The sequence below is a fragment of the Leptospira bandrabouensis genome (genome assembly GCF_004770905.1).
Lineage (GTDB): Bacteria > Spirochaetota > Leptospiria > Leptospirales > Leptospiraceae > Leptospira_A > Leptospira_A bandrabouensis.
Window position 1 is genome coordinate 1,960,915 of sequence record NZ_RQHT01000014.1, and the last position, 18,393, is coordinate 1,979,307.

At 36.9% G+C, this 18,393-nt stretch carries 15 protein-coding genes; 11 read left to right on the forward strand and 4 right to left on the reverse strand.

Annotation, left to right across the window (positions count from 1 at the left end; genetic code table 11):
- Positions 1-85: 85 nt before the first annotated feature.
- Both EHR07_RS16340 and EHR07_RS16345 read left to right on the forward strand, forming a co-directional pair.
- Positions 86-2,473: an ATP-dependent Clp protease ATP-binding subunit gene (locus tag EHR07_RS16340; RefSeq protein ID WP_135746036.1), complete on the forward strand. Its 2,388-nt coding sequence runs from the start codon at positions 86-88 to the stop codon at positions 2,471-2,473.
- Between the two features lie 75 nt (positions 2,474-2,548).
- Positions 2,549-3,376 (forward strand): aldo/keto reductase, encoded by an 828-nt coding sequence (locus EHR07_RS16345; protein WP_135746335.1) that lies wholly within the window; start codon positions 2,549-2,551, stop codon positions 3,374-3,376.
- A gap of 27 nt (positions 3,377-3,403) precedes the next feature.
- Here EHR07_RS16345 and EHR07_RS16350 read toward each other — a convergent pair whose 3' ends face one another.
- Positions 3,404-4,447 carry a hypothetical protein gene (locus tag EHR07_RS16350; RefSeq protein ID WP_135746037.1) on the reverse strand — a complete coding sequence of 348 codons (1,044 nt, stop codon included), beginning with the start codon at positions 4,445-4,447 and terminating at the stop codon, positions 3,404-3,406.
- 19 nt (positions 4,448-4,466) lie between these two features.
- Here EHR07_RS16350 and EHR07_RS16355 point away from each other — a divergent pair, with 19 nt between their 5' ends.
- Both EHR07_RS16355 and EHR07_RS16360 read left to right on the forward strand, forming a co-directional pair.
- Positions 4,467-6,857, forward strand: a complete 2,391-nt coding sequence (locus EHR07_RS16355) for an ATP-binding protein (RefSeq protein ID WP_135746038.1) — start codon at positions 4,467-4,469, stop codon at positions 6,855-6,857.
- Entirely contained in the window at positions 6,844-7,320 is a 477-nt protein-coding gene (locus tag EHR07_RS16360; protein ID WP_135746039.1) for a response regulator, read from the forward strand. The genes EHR07_RS16355 and EHR07_RS16360 overlap by 14 nt, the downstream gene beginning before the upstream one ends.
- A gap of 86 nt (positions 7,321-7,406) precedes the next feature.
- Here EHR07_RS16360 and recA read toward each other — a convergent pair whose 3' ends face one another.
- Positions 7,407-8,570, reverse strand: coding sequence for a recombinase RecA (gene recA, locus EHR07_RS16365; protein WP_135746040.1), 1,164 nt, complete (start codon positions 8,568-8,570; stop codon positions 7,407-7,409).
- Between the two features lie 300 nt (positions 8,571-8,870).
- On the opposite strand from recA, the gene xerA reads away from it, so the two are divergent.
- The 5 genes from xerA (at position 8,871) to EHR07_RS16390 (ending at position 15,394) form a co-directional block, all read left to right on the forward strand.
- Positions 8,871-9,806 carry a site-specific tyrosine recombinase/integron integrase gene (gene xerA / locus EHR07_RS16370; protein WP_135746041.1) on the forward strand — a complete coding sequence of 312 codons (936 nt, stop codon included), beginning with the start codon at positions 8,871-8,873 and terminating at the stop codon, positions 9,804-9,806.
- Positions 9,807-10,027: 221 nt separating this feature from the next.
- Positions 10,028-10,717 (forward strand): TetR/AcrR family transcriptional regulator, encoded by a 690-nt coding sequence (locus EHR07_RS16375; RefSeq protein WP_167483381.1) that lies wholly within the window; start codon positions 10,028-10,030, stop codon positions 10,715-10,717.
- A gap of 62 nt (positions 10,718-10,779) precedes the next feature.
- Positions 10,780-12,222 carry a nitrilase-related carbon-nitrogen hydrolase gene (locus tag EHR07_RS16380; protein ID WP_135746042.1) on the forward strand — a complete coding sequence of 481 codons (1,443 nt, stop codon included), beginning with the start codon at positions 10,780-10,782 and terminating at the stop codon, positions 12,220-12,222.
- Between the two features lie 140 nt (positions 12,223-12,362).
- Positions 12,363-14,519: a PAS domain S-box protein gene (locus EHR07_RS16385; protein ID WP_135746043.1), complete on the forward strand. Its 2,157-nt coding sequence runs from the start codon at positions 12,363-12,365 to the stop codon at positions 14,517-14,519.
- A 95-nt stretch (positions 14,520-14,614) separates the two neighbouring features.
- Positions 14,615-15,394, forward strand: coding sequence for a lysophospholipid acyltransferase family protein (locus tag EHR07_RS16390; RefSeq protein WP_135746044.1), 780 nt, complete (start codon positions 14,615-14,617; stop codon positions 15,392-15,394).
- Positions 15,395-15,424: 30 nt separating this feature from the next.
- On the opposite strand, the gene EHR07_RS16395 is transcribed toward EHR07_RS16390, so the two are convergent.
- Positions 15,425-15,913: an SRPBCC family protein gene (locus EHR07_RS16395; protein ID WP_135746045.1), complete on the reverse strand. Its 489-nt coding sequence runs from the start codon at positions 15,911-15,913 to the stop codon at positions 15,425-15,427.
- Positions 15,906-16,247 carry an ArsR/SmtB family transcription factor gene (locus tag EHR07_RS16400; RefSeq protein ID WP_135746046.1) on the reverse strand — a complete coding sequence of 114 codons (342 nt, stop codon included), beginning with the start codon at positions 16,245-16,247 and terminating at the stop codon, positions 15,906-15,908. The genes EHR07_RS16395 and EHR07_RS16400 overlap by 8 nt, the downstream gene beginning before the upstream one ends.
- Positions 16,248-16,359: 112 nt before the next feature.
- Here EHR07_RS16400 and EHR07_RS16405 point away from each other — a divergent pair, with 112 nt between their 5' ends.
- A complete protein-coding gene (locus tag EHR07_RS16405; RefSeq protein WP_135746047.1) occupies positions 16,360-17,652 on the forward strand; it encodes a chloride channel protein in 1,293 nt (430 codons plus the stop codon).
- Between the two features lie 61 nt (positions 17,653-17,713).
- Positions 17,714-18,352 (forward strand): hypothetical protein, encoded by a 639-nt coding sequence (locus tag EHR07_RS16410; RefSeq protein ID WP_135746048.1) that lies wholly within the window; start codon positions 17,714-17,716, stop codon positions 18,350-18,352.
- The last annotated feature ends 41 nt before the right edge of the window (positions 18,353-18,393 follow it).

The window sequence follows — 18,393 nt, forward strand, 5'->3', positions numbered from 1 at the left end:
ATAAAGTGAATTTCCTTAAAAAACTTGTTATAAGAACGCAGAATTGGCAGTCTAACCGATAGAGTGCTAAAAGGGGCAAAACACTATGAAACAGTATGATTCCAACGTCCAGGGAGCCTTGGACATCGCGCAAACAGAAGCTATGAGGAGACAAAATACAGAAATCACTCCTTACCATTTGGTTTGGGGGTTCATGACTCTACCAACTTCGGTTTCTGGAAAATCATTAATTAAGTATAAATCAACAGTAGATGAATTTCTAAAAAAACAAGCAAGAGCTTCCGGTGAGATTCCTTTTGAGTCACTAAGAACTTCCCCGAAGTTAGCGCAGTGGTTCACGATGGCCTCCTCGCGCGCTGCCGAAAATGGCAGGGAAGAGTTGAAAGAAGCAGACTTCTTAAAGTTTCTACCGCAGATCTTACCTGAGTTAAAAATCAATTATGAAGATTTGCAGGTAAAAGAAACGGATGAAGAAGTTCCCAACTTCCTTGTGAATTTGAATGACCTTGCACGGGAAGGAAAACTAGATCCTGTCATTGGAAGGAGTAAAGAAATTCGTTCTGTGATGGAAATTCTTGGGCGAAGGTCAAAAAACAATCCAGTGTTAGTTGGTAGTGCGGGAGTTGGTAAAACTGCCATCGTGGAAGGTCTTGCGGAACAAATTGTTAAAGGAAGAGTTCCTGATGTTCTTAAAGGAAAAACCATTTACTCTTTGGATATGGGGCAACTCATGGCCGGAACAAAATATAGAGGTGAGTTTGAAGAGAAGTTAACCGCATTACTTCGTTATATCAAAGGCCAAGCAGGTGAAGCAATCCTATTTATCGATGAGATTCATCAATTAGTGGGAGCAGGTAAAACGGATGGAGCAATGGATGCGGCCAATCTTTTGAAACCAGCTTTGGCACGTGGGGAATTACATTGTATTGGAGCCACAACTCAGGATGAATTTCAAAAATATATTTTGGGTGACCAAGCTTTAGAAAGAAGATTCCGTGCAGTTCCTGTCAATGAACCAAGTAAGGAAGATGCAATCGAAATCCTTATGGGGATTCGTGATAAACATGAAATCCATCATGGAATTAAAATTTCTGATGAAGCAATTTATGCATCTGTACTTTTATCAGACCAATACATCACCGATAAGTTTTTACCGGATAAAGCAATTGATTTGGTTGATGAAGCGGCCTCCGCATTGAAACTTTCTGCTGAAGCAATGCCTACAGAACTTGTAGAGTTAGAAAGTGAAATTCGTTCCAAAAAAATCTTTGCTCAAGTTGAAAAGAAAAACGAAGAGATTCTAAAGGAAATTGAGGTTTTAGAAAAAAAATTCCAAGAAGGAAAATTGGTTTGGGAAAAAGAAGTAAACTCTTTGAAACAAATTGCTTCGATTAAAAACAAAATTGATCGAGTGAAGTTTGATTTGGATGCAGCCCAACAAAGAGCCGATTATACAGAGGCTTCACGTTTGAAATATGCAGTTCTTCCTGAATTGGAAAAAGAACTAAGCACTTTTCAAAACAGTTGGATTCTCGAAAGAAATCATATAGCGGCCGTTATTTCTAGACAAACTGGTATTCCTGTAGAAAAAATTCTTAAAACCAAACAGGACAATCTACTCCATTTAGAAGAAGATCTCAATACTGTAGTTTATGGACAGAAAGAATCGATTCGTGAAATTGCGGATACTCTTCTTACATCCTATGCAGGTATTTCCTCAGAAACAAGACCACTTGGATCCTTTTTACTCAAAGGACCTACTGGTGTAGGAAAAACAGAAACTGCGAAGGCCATTGCGAAATTTTTATTCGATCAAGAAACGAATTTGGTTCGTCTGGATCTTAGTGAGTATTCGGAAAAACATTCGGTCGCAAAACTGATTGGAGCACCAGCTGGGTATGTGGGTTATGATGAAGGTGGAATTCTTACAGAAGCCATCCGAAGAAAACCTTATTCTGTGGTTCTTTTTGACGAAGTAGAGAAGGCACATCCTGATTTTTCGGATATTCTACTTCAAATTTTGGATGAAGGTCGATTAACAGATAACAAAGGTAGAACCATCAATTTTAAAAATACCATTGTGATTTTGACTACGAATTCAAAAAATATTGAAGCAGATTTTAAACCGGAAGTTTTAGGACGATTGGATGCAATTCTAACCTATCATTCATTAGATTCTTCTATTATGGAGAAACTGATTGAAAAACAAGTTCGTCAATTGAATGAACGTCTGAAGGTAAAGGGTATCTTTGTGGAACTTTCGGAAAGCACTGAACATATTTTACGTGAACAAGGATTTGATCCAAAATTTGGAGCAAGACCTCTGGGTAGTGTGTTCAACCGAATTGTCAATCGACCCTTGGCAAAGGAGATTCTATCAGGAACCATTGGTGAAGGTAGATACCGTGCCGATTGGAATGGAGAACAATTAGTATTTGCAGCCATTCCAGAAGGGGTGGGATCCAAACGATAATTTTTACCGGATTCTAAATGGGAACCCAACTATATGAAAACTATAGTTGGGTTTTTTAAGTCTAAAGTCTACTTTATGACAAACCTAGAAATCACATCCACTTTACCATCCAACCAATCCGTTTCCGTACCAAGGTTTGGACTCGGAGTATGGAAGTCTCGTCCAAAAGAATGTTTTGAAGCTGTCAAATCGGCTTTATCTTTGGGTTATCGGCATATTGATACTGCAGCCATTTATGGGAATGAAGCCGATGTAGGAGCTGCCATTAAGGAAAGTGGAGTGAGCCGAAGTGATATTTTTCTCGTCACAAAACTTTGGAATGCGGACCAAGGTTATGATTCCACCTTACGCGCAATAGATGTATCATTAAGTAAACTTGGTACAGACTATGTAGATATGTATTTAATTCATTTTCCTGTAACTGGTAAGAGAAATGAATCTTGGAAGGCTTTGGAAAAAATCAAAAATGAAGGAAAAGCTAAATCGATAGGTGTCAGTAATTTTATGGTTTCGCATCTTGAGGAACTTTTAAAAGAAACTGGGACTGTGCCTGCAATGAACCAAGTAGAGTATCATCCTTTTTTACAAGATAATGATTTAAAAGATTATTGTATAAAAAAGGGAATTCTCCTTGAAGCATATAGTCCTCTGGCTCATGGACAAAAGTTAGAAGACCCACGAATTACTGCACTTGCCAATCGTTATCAAAAATCGAATGCACAAATTTTAATCCGGTGGTCATTACAAGCAGGGCATGTGGTAATTCCAAAATCGAAAAATCCTGTTCGTATCAAAGAAAATGCAGATGTATTTGATTTTGTTTTATCGGAAGAAGATATGAAGGAAATCTCCAGTTGGAATGAAAATTTCCGGACTTGTTGGGACCCCACCTCTGTAGAGTAATGGGGCTTTCGATAAATCGTTTTCGATTTATTTTTTTGAAAAGACGAGAACTGCCGATTGGCGATTGTCTTTTGTTCCTAAGTATCCATAACCAAAAGGAAAAGGCAGAGGTGCGTCGTTTGTAACTTCACTTAGGGTTTTTAATTCAGGTTGGGTTTCTGGGGTAACAGCTCCAGATAAATTCCAAGACTTTTCATATCTTCCAAAAACTTGACGTTTCCAACTTTCTTCTGGAAAAAAACGAATGGGAAACCCTGACTCATCCTGGACTACAAATTCAGCATTCTTTAATAATAGGTCACGGAATACTTTTCTTTTTTCGCCATGAAATAAATATTCAGCAGACTTTGTAAATATCCCGACATTCTTTAAGTCAGAAAAATATTCATATAACCCGTCTCCAGGGTTTCCTTCATTTCCAATTAAGAATATTTTAAAATAGGAAAGTGATTCTTGTTTTTGTAGTTTTGTATCATAGAGAGAAATTGTGAATCCTTTATAGGTAACGCCTTTGCCTACAATTGTTTCTTCTTTTGAATCAAGAATTTCTTTGCCCATACGACGAAGAAAGGCCACAAACACTGGATAAGCTCCATTCAGTTCTTTTTTCTTTGTTTCCTCTTTCATTTTTCTATAGGTAAAATAGTTTCTACCAGCTAAGTGATCAGATAGATTGCGAATCCCTTGTTTCACGATTTGTTTTTCTTTTTCAGAAAGAGACTGATATTGGTTGGGATAACCGGGATCTTCTAATCCGAATAGGATATAACGTTCTGCATTTGGATAAAATGAAAAAAGATTTAAAACATCAATTCCGCTAAACGGATAAATGACTGTTTTTACTTTTGGTTGGTAATCTTTGTTTTTTAAATAGTTTCCGATTAAATCTTTAGTGTTTGTTAGTTTTTTCCAACTGAGTTCCATTTCATTTTTATGGAGAAGATCCGAGTCACTAAGACCTGCCCATTCATCATAAATGTTAGTTTCAGCAAACGCGATCTCTGTTTTCTTTTCTTGGAATTGGCAATGGATGGTTAAAAATAATAAACTAATAATTAATTTCTTCGTCATATCTTGTTGGTAGGTTTGTATGGAAATCAGCGAGGCAAACGACAAAGTACTAAATGCAAAGAAGGAGCTGGAAGCTGCCTGGGATGGGAATCCATTACCTTCGTTTGTATTAAACCATGACCTAAAAATCCTCAGATGTAATGCTTCTGCGACCGAACTTTTTCAGAAATCTTTTTTTCAGCTTTTAGGTAAGGATTTTGTAGAACTAATTTGTAAGGAGGAGATTCAAGAAGAAATTCGGACTTCTTTGAGTCGCAAATCGGATCAGTCTTCTTTTCCTGTAATTCTTTCGTTTCTGGAAGGAACTTACCAAATTCTTTCCCAATCAATTTCTTTAGAAAGACTTGTAGTTTATATTATAAATTTGGATACCATTCGTCTACCGGAAAACCGCACAGATGAACTTAGGTTGAAATTGGCTTTAGAAAGTGGGCAGAGTGGTGTTTGGGATTTTTCTCTTCGATTAGGGAAGGCCTATTTTAGTCCGGAGTATGCTAGGATGTTAGGTTTTGAGCCAGAACATTTCCCACAAAACTTTTCTCATTGGGAGACTTTGGTTCATTGGGAAGATCGAGAACAAATTCGGGCATTATTTGAAAATTATCTTAATGGCTCAATAGATTCACATGATCTAGAAATTAGGATGTACACAAGATTAGGGAAAACCATCTGGGTTTGGAGTCGCGGAAAGGTAGTAGAAAGAGATGAGAATGATTTACCGATTCGTGTGATAGGAACTCATATTGATATAACGGAACGTAAAAAAACAGAGATTCGAACTGAGGCTGTAATTAAAATAGGACAAAAAAGTTCTCGGGCAGAGAGTGAAGATAACATACTACTTTTAGCTTTGCGATATTCATTGCAGCTAACAGAGAGTAACTGTGGATACGTACGGATTTGTCGTGATGGGCTGATCATAAGTGAATCTGGACTTTATACAGTGCGGGACCAGTCTGCTTCTGTTTTTATGCCACTTGATTCTTCTTTTAAGTTGCCTCGCATCATTAGAGAATTACCAATTAAGTTTAATTTAAAAGAAAATGAAACTGTCGAATTAATTCTTTATAATAAAAGAACTGAATATGAAGGAATCGATTTTAAAGAAGTAGAATTACTTGGTACTGAGTTAGTTCATATTCTGATTCGAAAAAGAACGGAAGATTTACTTTTAACCAGTGAGTGGAATCTACAATCTATTGTAGAATGTTCTCCAAACGGAATTTTGATTTTATTTGATGGTAATATTCAATTTTATAATCGAAGTTCGGAAATTCTTCTCTCTCAAAGCAAAAACCAGATGAAAAATAAAAAAGTTTCTGAGGTATTTGGTTTTTTAAATGGAGAGGACCCTTTCGAGTTCATTCAATCTTTATCTAATAATGGATTTGCTCCTGATCAGAATGTAGTTGAAAGAAATATTATTTTATCAAACGGTCAGAAAAAATGGGTTAGTTTTTGGGCCATTGAGATAATATATAATGGTGAAGTTTCTATTTTAGTTTATCTTAATGATCTTTCGAAGGCCAAGGATACAGAGATGCAACTTTTGCAAAGTGAAAAGTTAGCTACGATTGGACAATTGGCTGCCGGTGTGGCACATGAGATTAATAATCCTATGGCTTTTATATCAAGTAATTTAGAAACAATGAGGAGGTATCACAAACAGCTTCATACCATAATGGAAAGTGTAAATTTAGTTTTAAAAAAATACCAAACAGATCCTACTGTTTCAAAAATTCTTTCTGATTGGGATCATTATGATGTAACTAACGTTTTACTAGATACTTCGGATATGTTGGAGGAGTCGATAGATGGTGCCAGTCGTGTTGTGGAAATTGTTCGTAATATCAAAAGTTTTGCTCATGTGAATAAAGAAGAAAGTTTTGTAATGTGTAATTTAAACGAGGTGATTACTTCCGCCATAAATATAAGTCATCATAATATAAAATATGATAGTGTAGTTGAGTTTTCATTTGCTAAGGATCTTCCTGAAATTCCTTGCCATCCACAAGAGATTGGTCAAGTGATCATTAATTTACTCGTGAATGCTGGACACGCAATTGAAGAAAAGAAAAATCACGGTTTATATTCTGACATACAGGGTGAAAAACCTGGAAAAATTGAAGTTAAAACAAGATACATTAGTTCCGAAACCAACCAACAATTTGCAGAAATTAAGATTAAAGATAATGGGATTGGTATTTCTGAAGATATCCAATCGAGAATTTTTGATCCCTTTTTTTCTACAAAAGAAACAGGCGAAGGGACGGGACTTGGTTTGTCCATCAGCATGGATATCATTCGAAAACATAAAGGGAAAATAGATTTAGAGAGTATTCGTTGTGAAGGCACAACGTTTTCAATTTTATTGCCAACAAATCTGGAGGATGAAAATGGTTCCGAATAGTATCGACCAGTTGATAGAAGAAGTAGAGTCTCAAGTAACGGATGTCAAGAAAGAAGAGAAAGTTTATAAAATTGTGATGGTAGATGATATAAAATCGATTTCATCTTCCATGAAACGAGAGTTAACTTTTGTAGCAAGAAAATTAGATAATGTTAAGTTGTCTATCATCGACATTCAAGATCCTGAAATTGCATTTGAATATCTACAAAAAAGTAGACCAGATCTTCTGATTTCTGATGTGAAGATGCCTTATTTAACCGGTGATAAATTAGTTGAAGCAGTGAAAAAGCTTTATCCAGATTTACCTGTGATTGTTGTAACTGGTTTTGCTACTAAGGAAAACATTCTTTCTGTTTATAAATCTGATAAAAATAGTATCATTTTATCGAAACCTTGGGAACCGGAAAGACTCGTTGGTGCCGTGAATCAAATGTTGGGAACCAACTTTCAGTGGTCTGATTGATCGTTTATCCATTGTTACAGCAAAAAAAAACCGGCCCGGGTAACCCCGAACCGGTCAATGGTTCCTAAAAAGAAAGCCGAATGGTTTTATTCTCCGACAGCAACATCTCCGTCTGCTTCGGTAGAGAAACTAACTGGTTGTTTTGATTTTGTTTCTTTAGTTTCCTTTGGATCCCTTTCAATGGATTTCACTTCTCTGGTTTGGATTTTAACTTGGTCCATAAGCGGAAGGCCGTTTAGATCCCTAACTTGGTTTTCGATTTTAAAGGCAATGTCTGGGTTTTCGAGGAAGAAATTTCTAACTTGTTCCTTTCCTTGTCCAATTTTCTCTCCACCGTAAGAATACCATGAACCTGCTTTCGCAACTAGGTCGTGGCGAACCGCAAGATCAATGAGAGAACTTTCTCTGTTGATTCCGTTGGCATACATAATGTCAAACTCGGCTTGTCGGAATGGAGGAGCACATTTGTTTTTCACCACTTTCACTCGGACACGGTTACCTACAGGTTCTTCCTTTTCTTTGAGTGTTTCGATACGACGAATGTCCAATCGGATGGATGCATAGAACTTCAATGCGTTACCACCTGTAGTAGTTTCCGGGCTACCGAACATCACTCCAATCTTCATACGGATTTGGTTGATAAAAATAACTGTGGTATTGGATTTTGAAATGGTTCCTGTCAGTTTACGAAGGGCCTGGGACATGAGTCGTGCTTGGAGGCCCATATGAGAATCTCCCATATCTCCTTCGATCTCAGCTTTTGGAACAAGAGCCGCCACCGAGTCGATGACGATGAGGTCAATGGCATTGGAGCGAACAAGAGATTCACAAATTTCTAATGCCTCTTCCCCGTTGTCTGGTTGGGCAACGAGTAGGTCATCCACATTGACCCCTAATTTTTTAGCATAAGATGGATCTAGAGCGTGTTCTGCATCGATGAAGGCAGCAATGCCTCCTTTTTTTTGCGTCTCTGCAATGGCAGAAAGAGTGAGTGTAGTTTTACCCGAAGACTCTGGTCCGTAGATTTCTACGATTCGACCAGAAGGAAACCCGCCAATCCCCAAGGCGATGTCTAAGTCCAAAGAACCAGTGGATACAACATTCATTTCGGCCATACGGGTATCTGCGCCCAGGCGCATGATGGAACCTTTACCAAATTGTTTTTCGATTTGGCCGAGGGCAGCGTCAATGGCCTGCTTTCTTTGGTCGGTTTCTTTTTCTAGAGCCTTGTCAGCTTTCTCTTTTTTCATGAATCAAACGTTCTCCTAAAATCGGTGTTCCGAAAGACTAGGTAGGGGACTAGGGCAGTTGGTTTCAAAAAAACTCTGAACCGACTCTCTCAAGGATGAACCCATCCCCTCCGAATTCCACTCTTTTTCTCTTCCAGATTGGCTCCATTATGCATGAGACCTGGGACAAATTAGGAAGATGGCGAAATTTTTTATGGATTATGTCTTTTTTTGTCGTTTTCAACACTAAACAAAATGTAAGTACTTGTATAGTATTTTTTTGCCGTTGGAGAAAGAAAACTGTGCCGATAGTGTTTCTGTATGACCCTGCCAACTCTTGAAGTCCAAATTCCCGACCATTTTCCCCAAACAATGGCTGAACTTTTTCGCAGTTATCGAACTTACCTTAAGATTGAAAAAAATTATTCGGAACATACATTATTTGCTTATTTACGTGATTTGAAATTTTTCTTTGAGTTTTGTTTGAAAGAGGAAATCGACATATTGACTGTCGATGTTTTGGATGTTAGGGCCTACTTTGCTGATTTAAAATCTACGAAAAAACAAGACAAACGAACCCAAAGCCGTAAACTTTCTTCGCTTCGCACTTTTTATAAATTTTTATTCCGTGAAGAAAAGATTGGTGCCAATCCCATCTTACAAGTGAGTTTTCCGAAAACAAAAAAGAAGTTACCAAAAAACTTCACACCTATTGAAACCGAAGACATCTTAGATTATGAAGACGGTGAAAAAGCGGAAGTGCTTGGAAAGCGGGATAAAGCCATTGTCGAAGTATTGTATAGTACGGGCCTTCGTGTATTTGAGTTGGTCAATGCCAAGTTAAGTGATCTCAATCATGAATTGACCTCACTCAAAGTAATGGGGAAACGTCGCAAAGAACGTTTTGTCTTTATTGGTGAAGAAGCACAGAGTGCACTTCGCGAATATTTAGAGGAAAGAGGCACTACTGGACCTGAGGAAATCTTTTTAAACCAACGTGGTGGAAAACTCACTACACGCGGGATTCGTTATATTTTATCAGAACGAAGGGCTGTTATGGGAATGGAAAAAGCCATCACTCCTCATAAGTTTAGACATACCTTTGCCACCGATCTTTTGAATGCCGGTGCAGATATTCGCGCCGTACAAGAGTTACTTGGTCATGCTTCTTTATCTTCCACACAAGTGTATTTGAGTGTTTCAAGAGACAGATTGAAAGAAGTGTATCGAAATGCCCATCCCCATGCGAAGAAATAGGGATGGGATTTAGGTTCTGCGCGCGGATAGAATCTCCCCGCCCTGAATTGAGGGTGGGGAACTAGACCCGCCACCCATTGGTTTCCCTCTATCATAACTTCCCCGTTTTCGAAACTAAAATCTCCAACTTCAACAAAATATAATCTAAAAGTTCATCTTTTGGCTCAGAAATTGAAATAATTATAGTTGACTATAAAAATTATGTAGGCTATATTTCTGAAGTGCTGCGATATTCAGAATATGATTCAAATTCACTCCAACAGTTTTCACTGAAGGAGAGAAAATTTGCAAAAACTAGAACTAATTTAACTTTTGCCTTCCTTTCTGAATTAGAAATTAAATCCTTTGATGAGATCAAAATCAAAGATCTCTGTCAAATGGCAGAAGTATCAGAGCCAACTTTCTATAATTATTTTCCAGAGAAAGGTGATTTGATCCTTCATTACATTCAGATTTGGAGTTTGCAAGTTTCCGTTTTTGCTAAGGAAAAAAAACTTTCGGAATCCGGATTTGGAATCCTCTGTGCACTCTTTCGATACACAGCCAAAGAATCCAAAAAAAATCCGAGAATTCTTTTGGAAATTATCTCCTTCCAAGCTAAAACAAAGAAAAAGTTACAAGAGCCCAAACTCACAAAAGCAGAACGCGTTTTACTTTTCCCTAAAATTGTTGGTATTGAAGATTTGGATGCCAATGGTGTAGAAGGAATCATTCGAAATGCCTTAACTCTTGCGGCCCAAAATGGCGAACTGCCGGCAACAACGGATTGGAAATCTTTTTCAATGGCAATTGCATCTTGTTTTTTTGGTGTTCCCATTCTTGCCTTTCAAATGAACCAAAACTTAGAAAAACTCTGGATCGAATCACTTGATTATCTTTGGCGTGGAGCAGGTGGCAAAGTAAAGGCATAAAATGGAGAGGTTTGGTCGAGGTAAGTTTGAGTCATCATACATTAGAATATAAGGAAATATTTATGAAATTTTTTAATCAAAAACGATATTTGTTATTCATGGGAGGGGTTTTCCTTGGTTTTACTGGAATGAATTGGAACATTCCTTTTTTTGCCTGGTTTGCTCTGGTTCCTTTTTTACGTTATGTTCGACTAGGTCATTCCTGGTGGATTCTTCTTTTTTCCCTTATTTTGATTCAAACTGCTTCTACAATGCGAATTGTTTCTGAACCATTTCACATAGGAATTGCTTTTGTTTCGGGAATCCAAGGGGGAATCGTATTTACCATTTTACTTTGGATTTGGAATCGAATTAGGCTCAAATTTTCGAACCATATCTCACCTATACTTAGTTTTGCCTTTTTATTTACCATAGTTGAATGGTTAGGTGGTTATGGTTCTGCATTAGGAGTTTGGGGTATGTTTGCCAATACGCAAATTAACAATTTGATTCTTATGCAATCGGCGTCGTTATTTGGAGCCACGGGAATTAGTTTTCTTATTTTTTTTGTAAATGGTAGTTTCGAACAAACTCTATCCGAATTGATTTTTAATTCAACGATTTCAAAAAATTCTAGAATTTCGTTAATCACCTGCTTTTTGTTATTCGTTGGATTGTTGTTTTATGGTGCCTTCCGTCTTACCAATACGATCGAAGGAAAAAGTATAAAAGTCGGGACTGTTACTTCTAAAATAGAAATCCAAACGATGTGGTTAGATCCAATCGCAAATCAAAAAAATACTGAAATTGTTTTTCAGAGAACCAAACAAGCGGCAGATGAAGGTGCTAAAGTTATCGTTTGGAATGAAGGAGCCGTTCTTATCAACAGAAAGGAAGAAGATTATTTTCTGAAAAAAGTAAGTAATCTTGCCAAAGAGATAGAATCAGAAATCATCGCAGCTTACATTGTTCCACTTAAGGAAAAAGAATTCTTTATGGAAAACAAATTGTATTGGATAGGTAAAGACGGCTCAACCCGCCAAATTTATTTCAAACAATTTATTCCACCCGGTGAGCCAGTTTCTCATACACCTTCAGAAATCAGGGCGATTGAAACAGAATGGGGTAAAATGTCAGTGGCCATTTGTTATGATTTTGATAGTCTCCAACTAACAAAAAAACATGCTGAATTGCGAACAGGAGTCACTTATATCCCTGCTTCCGATTGGAAGGGAATTAATCCGTTCCATACGGAAATGGCAACTCTAAGAGGGATCGAAAATGGTAGCTCGATTGTACGTTCCACGCGAGGTGCTTTATCGGGGATTTATGATGCTTATGGTCGTCCGAAGGGAACTCTTGATTATTATGAGGACAATGACGGAGTATTAGTAGCATCAGTTCCTATATCTGTGGTTCCTACTTTATACCAAAGTTTAGGGAATTGGATGATTGCCTTGGGAGGATTCTATTTTTTAGTTTCAGGTGCATTCATTTTTGTGAATGTACTAAAGAATAGAGACTAACAGGAATTTGTGTCATTGATTAAAAGAAAAACTTATTATTAGAAAAATTCTAAATATTTGGTTGAATTAAATTTTCTTTTTGTCATCATTTGTAGTCGAGAAATCCTATCCCCCCTCTTGGAATTCTCAAAGGATGTTTGATGACAGTAGTCGCTGATAAATCTATTTTGTTAGTCGAAGACGAAGCAATTCTTGCTATGTTCGAAAAAAACCAATTGGAACAGGGGGGATATCTTGTTACCCATGTTAGCAATGGTGAAAATGCCATCCACCTAGTCATCCGAGAGGAAAAACCTTTTGATTTAATCCTTATGGACATTGACTTAGGGCGTGGATTGGATGGAACCCAGACTGCTACAGAAATTTTAAACTATAAAGAAATCCCTGTTGTATTTCTTTCATCTCATACAGAAAGAGAAATTGTAAAGAAAACCGAGACCATCACCTCTTATGGTTATGTGGTCAAAAACTCAGGTTTTACCGTGCTTGATGCTTCGATAAAAATGGCATTCAAACTTTTTGAAGCAAATGAATTAACTAAAAGTAAAAAAGAACATTTAGAAACCGTATTACATTCTATAGGTGATGGTGTTATCGCAACCGATAGCGAAGGCAAAGTCATTCGAATGAACCCAGTTGCTGAAAAACTAACAGGATGGACACACGATGATGCAGAAGGCCATAACATTCGTGAAGTTTTCAAAATCGTGAATGTAAAAACACGTAGTTTGGTGGAAAATCCCGTTGATATAGTTTTACGTACAAATTCAATTGTTGGTCTTGCCAACCATACAGTCCTCCTTTCTAAGGATGGTTCTGAATATCAAATTTCAGATTCTGGATCTCCCATTAAAGATTTAAATGGAGACACAAGAGGTGTCGTTTTGGTATTTCGAGATATTACAGCCGAATACAATGTGCAAAGTCATATTGCAAAACAAGCAAATATGTTAAATAATGTGTTAGATGCTGTTATCGGAACAGACTTTAATCATCGTATTAACTATTGGAATAAAGCAGCAGAAAAAATCTACCTTTGGAAAGCAGAAGAGGTGATGGGTAAATCCGTTTTTGAAGTTTTAAAAACAGATTATCTACAATTAACTAGCGACCAAGTGATAGAAAGAGTAAACACAGATGGAAGTTTTATTGGTGAGGTCATCCAGTTTGCAAAAGATGGAAACATTCGTAATATCGAAGTGAACCAAGTTTTGTTAAATGATGAAAGTGAATTGCCTATTGGATATATTGCTGTTGGGAGAGATATTTCCGAAAGATTGAATGCGATGAAACAAATTCGAGAATCAGAAGCAAAACTCACTCAAATCATCGAATCGGCTATGGATGCCATCATCAGCATTGACCAATCTAAAAAAATCATTCTCTTTAATGGTGCTGCCGAAAAGATGTTTGGATACGAATCTTTTGAAATTATAGGACAAGCTTTAGATCGTTTGATTCCTTTGGATTTCCGTAACCAACATGATAACCATATCGATTCATTTTCCAAAACAGGAGTCAGTCGTAGGGCAATGGGGGCTCTTGGTCAGATTCGCGGTCTCAGATCCAACGGAGAAGAGTTCCCTCTCGAAGCATCCATATCTCAAATTTCTGTTAAAGGTGAAAAACTATTTACAGTGATATTAAGGGATGTGAGCGTCCGAAATCTTGCTGAATCAAAAATCCAAAAATTATTACACGAAAAAGAAAACATACTCAAAGAAATTCATCATCGTGTAAAAAATAATATGAGTTCCATCTTTACACTGTTAACTCTACAAGCAAGGTCGCAGACAGAAACCTCAACGCAAACCATTCTTTATGAGGCCGCCGGTCGAGTCAAAAGTATGATTGTTTTATATGATAAACTTTATCATTCGGCAACTGACAATACTGTATCTTTGCAAGATTATTTCCCAGCCATCTTTGAGGAAATTGTTAATATTTTTCCAAAAAAAATTGAATTGAAGATGGATATCCTACAAGAACCAATTGAGTTAAATGCCAAACTCCTTTCTTCTCTGGGAATTATTCTGAACGAACTCATCACTAATTCAATGAAACATGCCTTCAATGAAATTACCAAAGCACAGATCTGTTTAAAAATCTTCAGAGAAGAAAAAAAACTGTATTTAGAGTATTCTGACAACGGACCTGGGATTCCCGAATCTATCTCAATAGAACATTCACCTGGATTTGGGCTGCAATTGATAGGGATGCTCGTGGACCAGATTGAAGGTAAAATTAGCATTGTTAGAAACCCAATTCCAAAGTTTCTATTAGAACTAAGTCTTTGATTGGTTCTATGTTTTACTTTTAAAAATAATTAGATTTTAAGTTCTTTCGAACGAATTCTTGTTTACCTCGTTTAGGAATTCATTTCTATTTTCCCATGGGCCAACTTCAACTCTTCGTTGTATTATGTTATGCAATTCCATTTTTTGTGATTCTTTTTCCGATTGGATTATCTTTCTCTTATATTTTTAAAATCACTGGTTTAGACCAGTGGTCAAACCGTATCAATAACTACTTAGGTTATTTCTGGTATCGTTCTTTTTTTGTAATTACGGGAAGAAAGTTACAGTTTGTACAGGGAAATTGGGACCCTAATGGAAATAATCGTTTTTTAATTTGTAACCATACCAATGCCTTGGAAGTTCCTTTGATCGTTGCTCTACCGTATTTGGCAAATTCTAAAGATGTTAAATTATCTTATTTGGGTGGGGATATCATTCAAAGATATAAAATCATTCCTCTTATGATGCATAAAACCATTGTGGAAGCAGTTATTTATTCAGAAAAAAAACCGAATTTTAGAAACTTTAAAACGGACGTACTTAGAGTTTTAAAAACTAGATCTATTTTTTTATATCCTGAAGGTGAGAGAACATTTACCGAAGAAGTTAAACCTTTTCAGACAGGAGTAATGAAAATTGCGTATAAATTTAATGTGGATTTAGACGTTTTTGTTGTCAGCGGGATGATGGGTTATTCTAATCTCAAAGAATACTCTCATTTAAAAAAATCTAAAACTATCTATTTCCATTTTTGCGGATCCATCAAAGCAAAGGATTATTCTACATTTGAAGCCTATTTAGCAGCGGCAGAAACGATGATGAAAAATAAAAAAAGAGAAATTGAAGCTATTGAAATGTCCGCCGTTACCGTATAACGGCGAATACTTATTAATTTTTAATTTTGGTTATTTGGGTAAGTTTTTAGTAAACGCTACTAATTGGTCTAGTGCAGCGCCCCAACCGTCCATAAATCCCATATCTTCGTGTTGTTTTCTAGTTTCAGGATCTTTGTGTTTTGCTAACGCTTTGTATTTGGTTGCCTTACCAATTCGTTCCATTGTAACGAATGCGGTCATAAAACTATTGCCAGAAGGTCTATAACCTGGAAGTAAACTATCCGTAAAAACTAACTTTTGTAAGGGGACAATTTCCAAAAAACATCCACTATTGGGAAATTGGGTTCCTTCCGGTGATTCCATCATTGTATAGAACTCACCACCTGGTTTTAAATCAATTCTACAATCGATAGTTTTCCAAGGTGCTGGTGTAAACCAATGGATTAATTGTTCTGGTTTCGTCCATGCATTCCAAACCAATTCTACTGGTACTTCGACAATTCTCTCTAACACTAAATCCAATTCAGGATTGAATGTTTCATTTGATTCGTTACTCATACTTTTTCCCCTTTGTCTTTAACAAGAATGTATCCAATTGATTTAACCTTGTGTTCCATAAAGATTTTTGAATCTGCAACCAAGATTCCATGACAGAAAATGGGTTATGATTTAGGTAACAGATTCTCACCCTTCCTACCTTTTTAGTATAGATCAACTGACTTGATTCTAAAATATCTAAATGTTGCATAAAAGAAGGCATGGCCATGGAGAAAGGTTTTGCCAAATCACTGACACTGGCAGGGCCTTGGCTCAGTCGTTCTACAACTTGCCTTCTTGTTGGATCAGAAAGTGCATGGAATACCACATCAATATTATACGACCTTTTGACCATAGAGGCATAATAACAGAATTTAATACTTAGGTCAACACCTAAGTATTGGGTTTAAGTATTTTTTAAAAGATAGTTTTCTTAGAAAACCCTTTCCATTTTATAGGAAAGGCAAATGAAGCGAGGAATTTCTCAATTTCAGAACCTGGTATCTCTCTATTGGGACTCTTTTTGCCTAAGGTACCTAACCAAGTGGTTATTTTTTATCCTTCTCATTGCTTTGTCTGTCGGTTCTACTTCTGCCTTTTTTTTGGTGGCCCTTGATACAGTCACATCGATTCGAGAATCTCATATATGGCTCGTATATTTTCTTCCTTTCGCCGGTTTTGCGATAGGTTGGTTCTATTTTCATTACGGAAAAAATGCCAACAAAGGAAATAACCTTCTTTTAGAGGAAATCCATTCTCCTTCTTCCATCATTCCATTTCGGATGACACCTTTGGTTTTACTCGGAACACTGGTTACCCATCTTTTTGGTGGGTCTGCTGGTAGAGAAGGAACAGCAGTACAGATGGGAGGATCCATCGCTCACCAAATCGTTCGATTCTTTCCAATGAAGATTCATGAACACCAAACATTGATTATCCTTGGAATCAGTGCTGGTTTTGCTTCTGTTTTTGGGACTCCACTCGCCGCGACTATTTTTTCTATTGAAGTCATTCGCATTGGAAGTTATCGTTATCAGTGGATCATTCCTGCTTTTCTTTCAGCATATTTATCTCACTTGGTTTGTTTGTCTTGGGGTGTTTCCCACTCTCATTATCCAAAAATTTCCTTTGATTATAATGGAACCCTTTTGATTTGTTTGTTCGTGTTAGCTGTTTTATCGGGATGGGTAGCAAAACTTTTTAGTTGGCTTATGCATTCTATTTCTCATTTGTTTTCTAGGTGGATTCCTTATCCACCACTTAGGCCCTTTGTTGGTGGTATTATACTTGTGATTGTCTTTGTTTTCGGATTCAACCTCGAATATTTTGGTTTAGGTCTTCCCACAATCCAAAGAGCATTTTTGGAACCATTACCAGGGGAAACATTTCTTTTGAAGTTACTTTTAACAGTGACTACCATTGGCTCTGGTTTTAAAGGAGGTGAGGTGACTCCACTCTTTTTTATTGGAGCCAGTTTGGGAAATTTATTTGGGTATTTTGATCCTTTTCATCTTACTATGTTTGTGGGAATTGGATTTATCTCTGTATTCGCAGGTGCCACGAACACTCCTTTGGCATGTGCTGTGATGGGAATGGAATTGTTTGGATGGGAATGTGGAATCTTTTTTCTTTTGAGTGCTGGAATTGCTTATATTTGTTCTGGGCACACAAGCATTTATCAATCACAAATGATTGGCAAAACCAAACCACTGAGTCGGCCTTCAGATTCTGGTAAAAAAATTTCTGACTTAAAAAAATAATTTTCAAATAGTCATTGCTCATTTATTTTTCATGTTCAACTTCTGTGTGACGGAGAAACTAATGTTAGCTGAAAATAAATCACTAAAAACTTTTTTATGGAAACAAACAATCGTTGGTTTTTTGTTTTTGATTTTTCCCATTTTTTTATTCTTTTTTAGTGGAACCGGAGCCCGATTGGATTGTGATCCCAAGGAATGTATCCTCAACCGTAAACAATTCACACAAAGTTCAGAAGACCGTTTTAATCCCAGAGAAATTGAACGAATTGGGTACAATTACCAAGGTGCAGCCAGGCAAAAGACAGGAGTCAGTTCCAGCGGTTTTTCCGGGTCTGATCTAGAAATCCACTTACGAAATGGGAAAAACATTCTAATTTTTGGAACACCTGTCGGCTACCAGTTTGGGAATTTAGATTTTCGCAGTTTAGATTCTTTGAGAGAAATTGGTATTGTTTCTTCCTTAACACTCACAAGTTATAGTTTTGGCGGTAAACTCTTGTTTATTGGTCCAACATTAGCCGCCATTGGTTATATTCTTATTTTAGTTTCCTTTGTGTGGCCGGTCGGCCCCGATTTGGATCCAAAAGTTTTAGCTAAAAATCGTATTTATAATTTAATTCTTTTTGTGGGGACTTTATCCATTGTGACATTTTTGTATTTATCACTTTGGAATTGGGCAAAATCCTATTTAATTTCTTAAAAACTAAATTTTGTTTTTACAATTTTGATAATGGAGATACA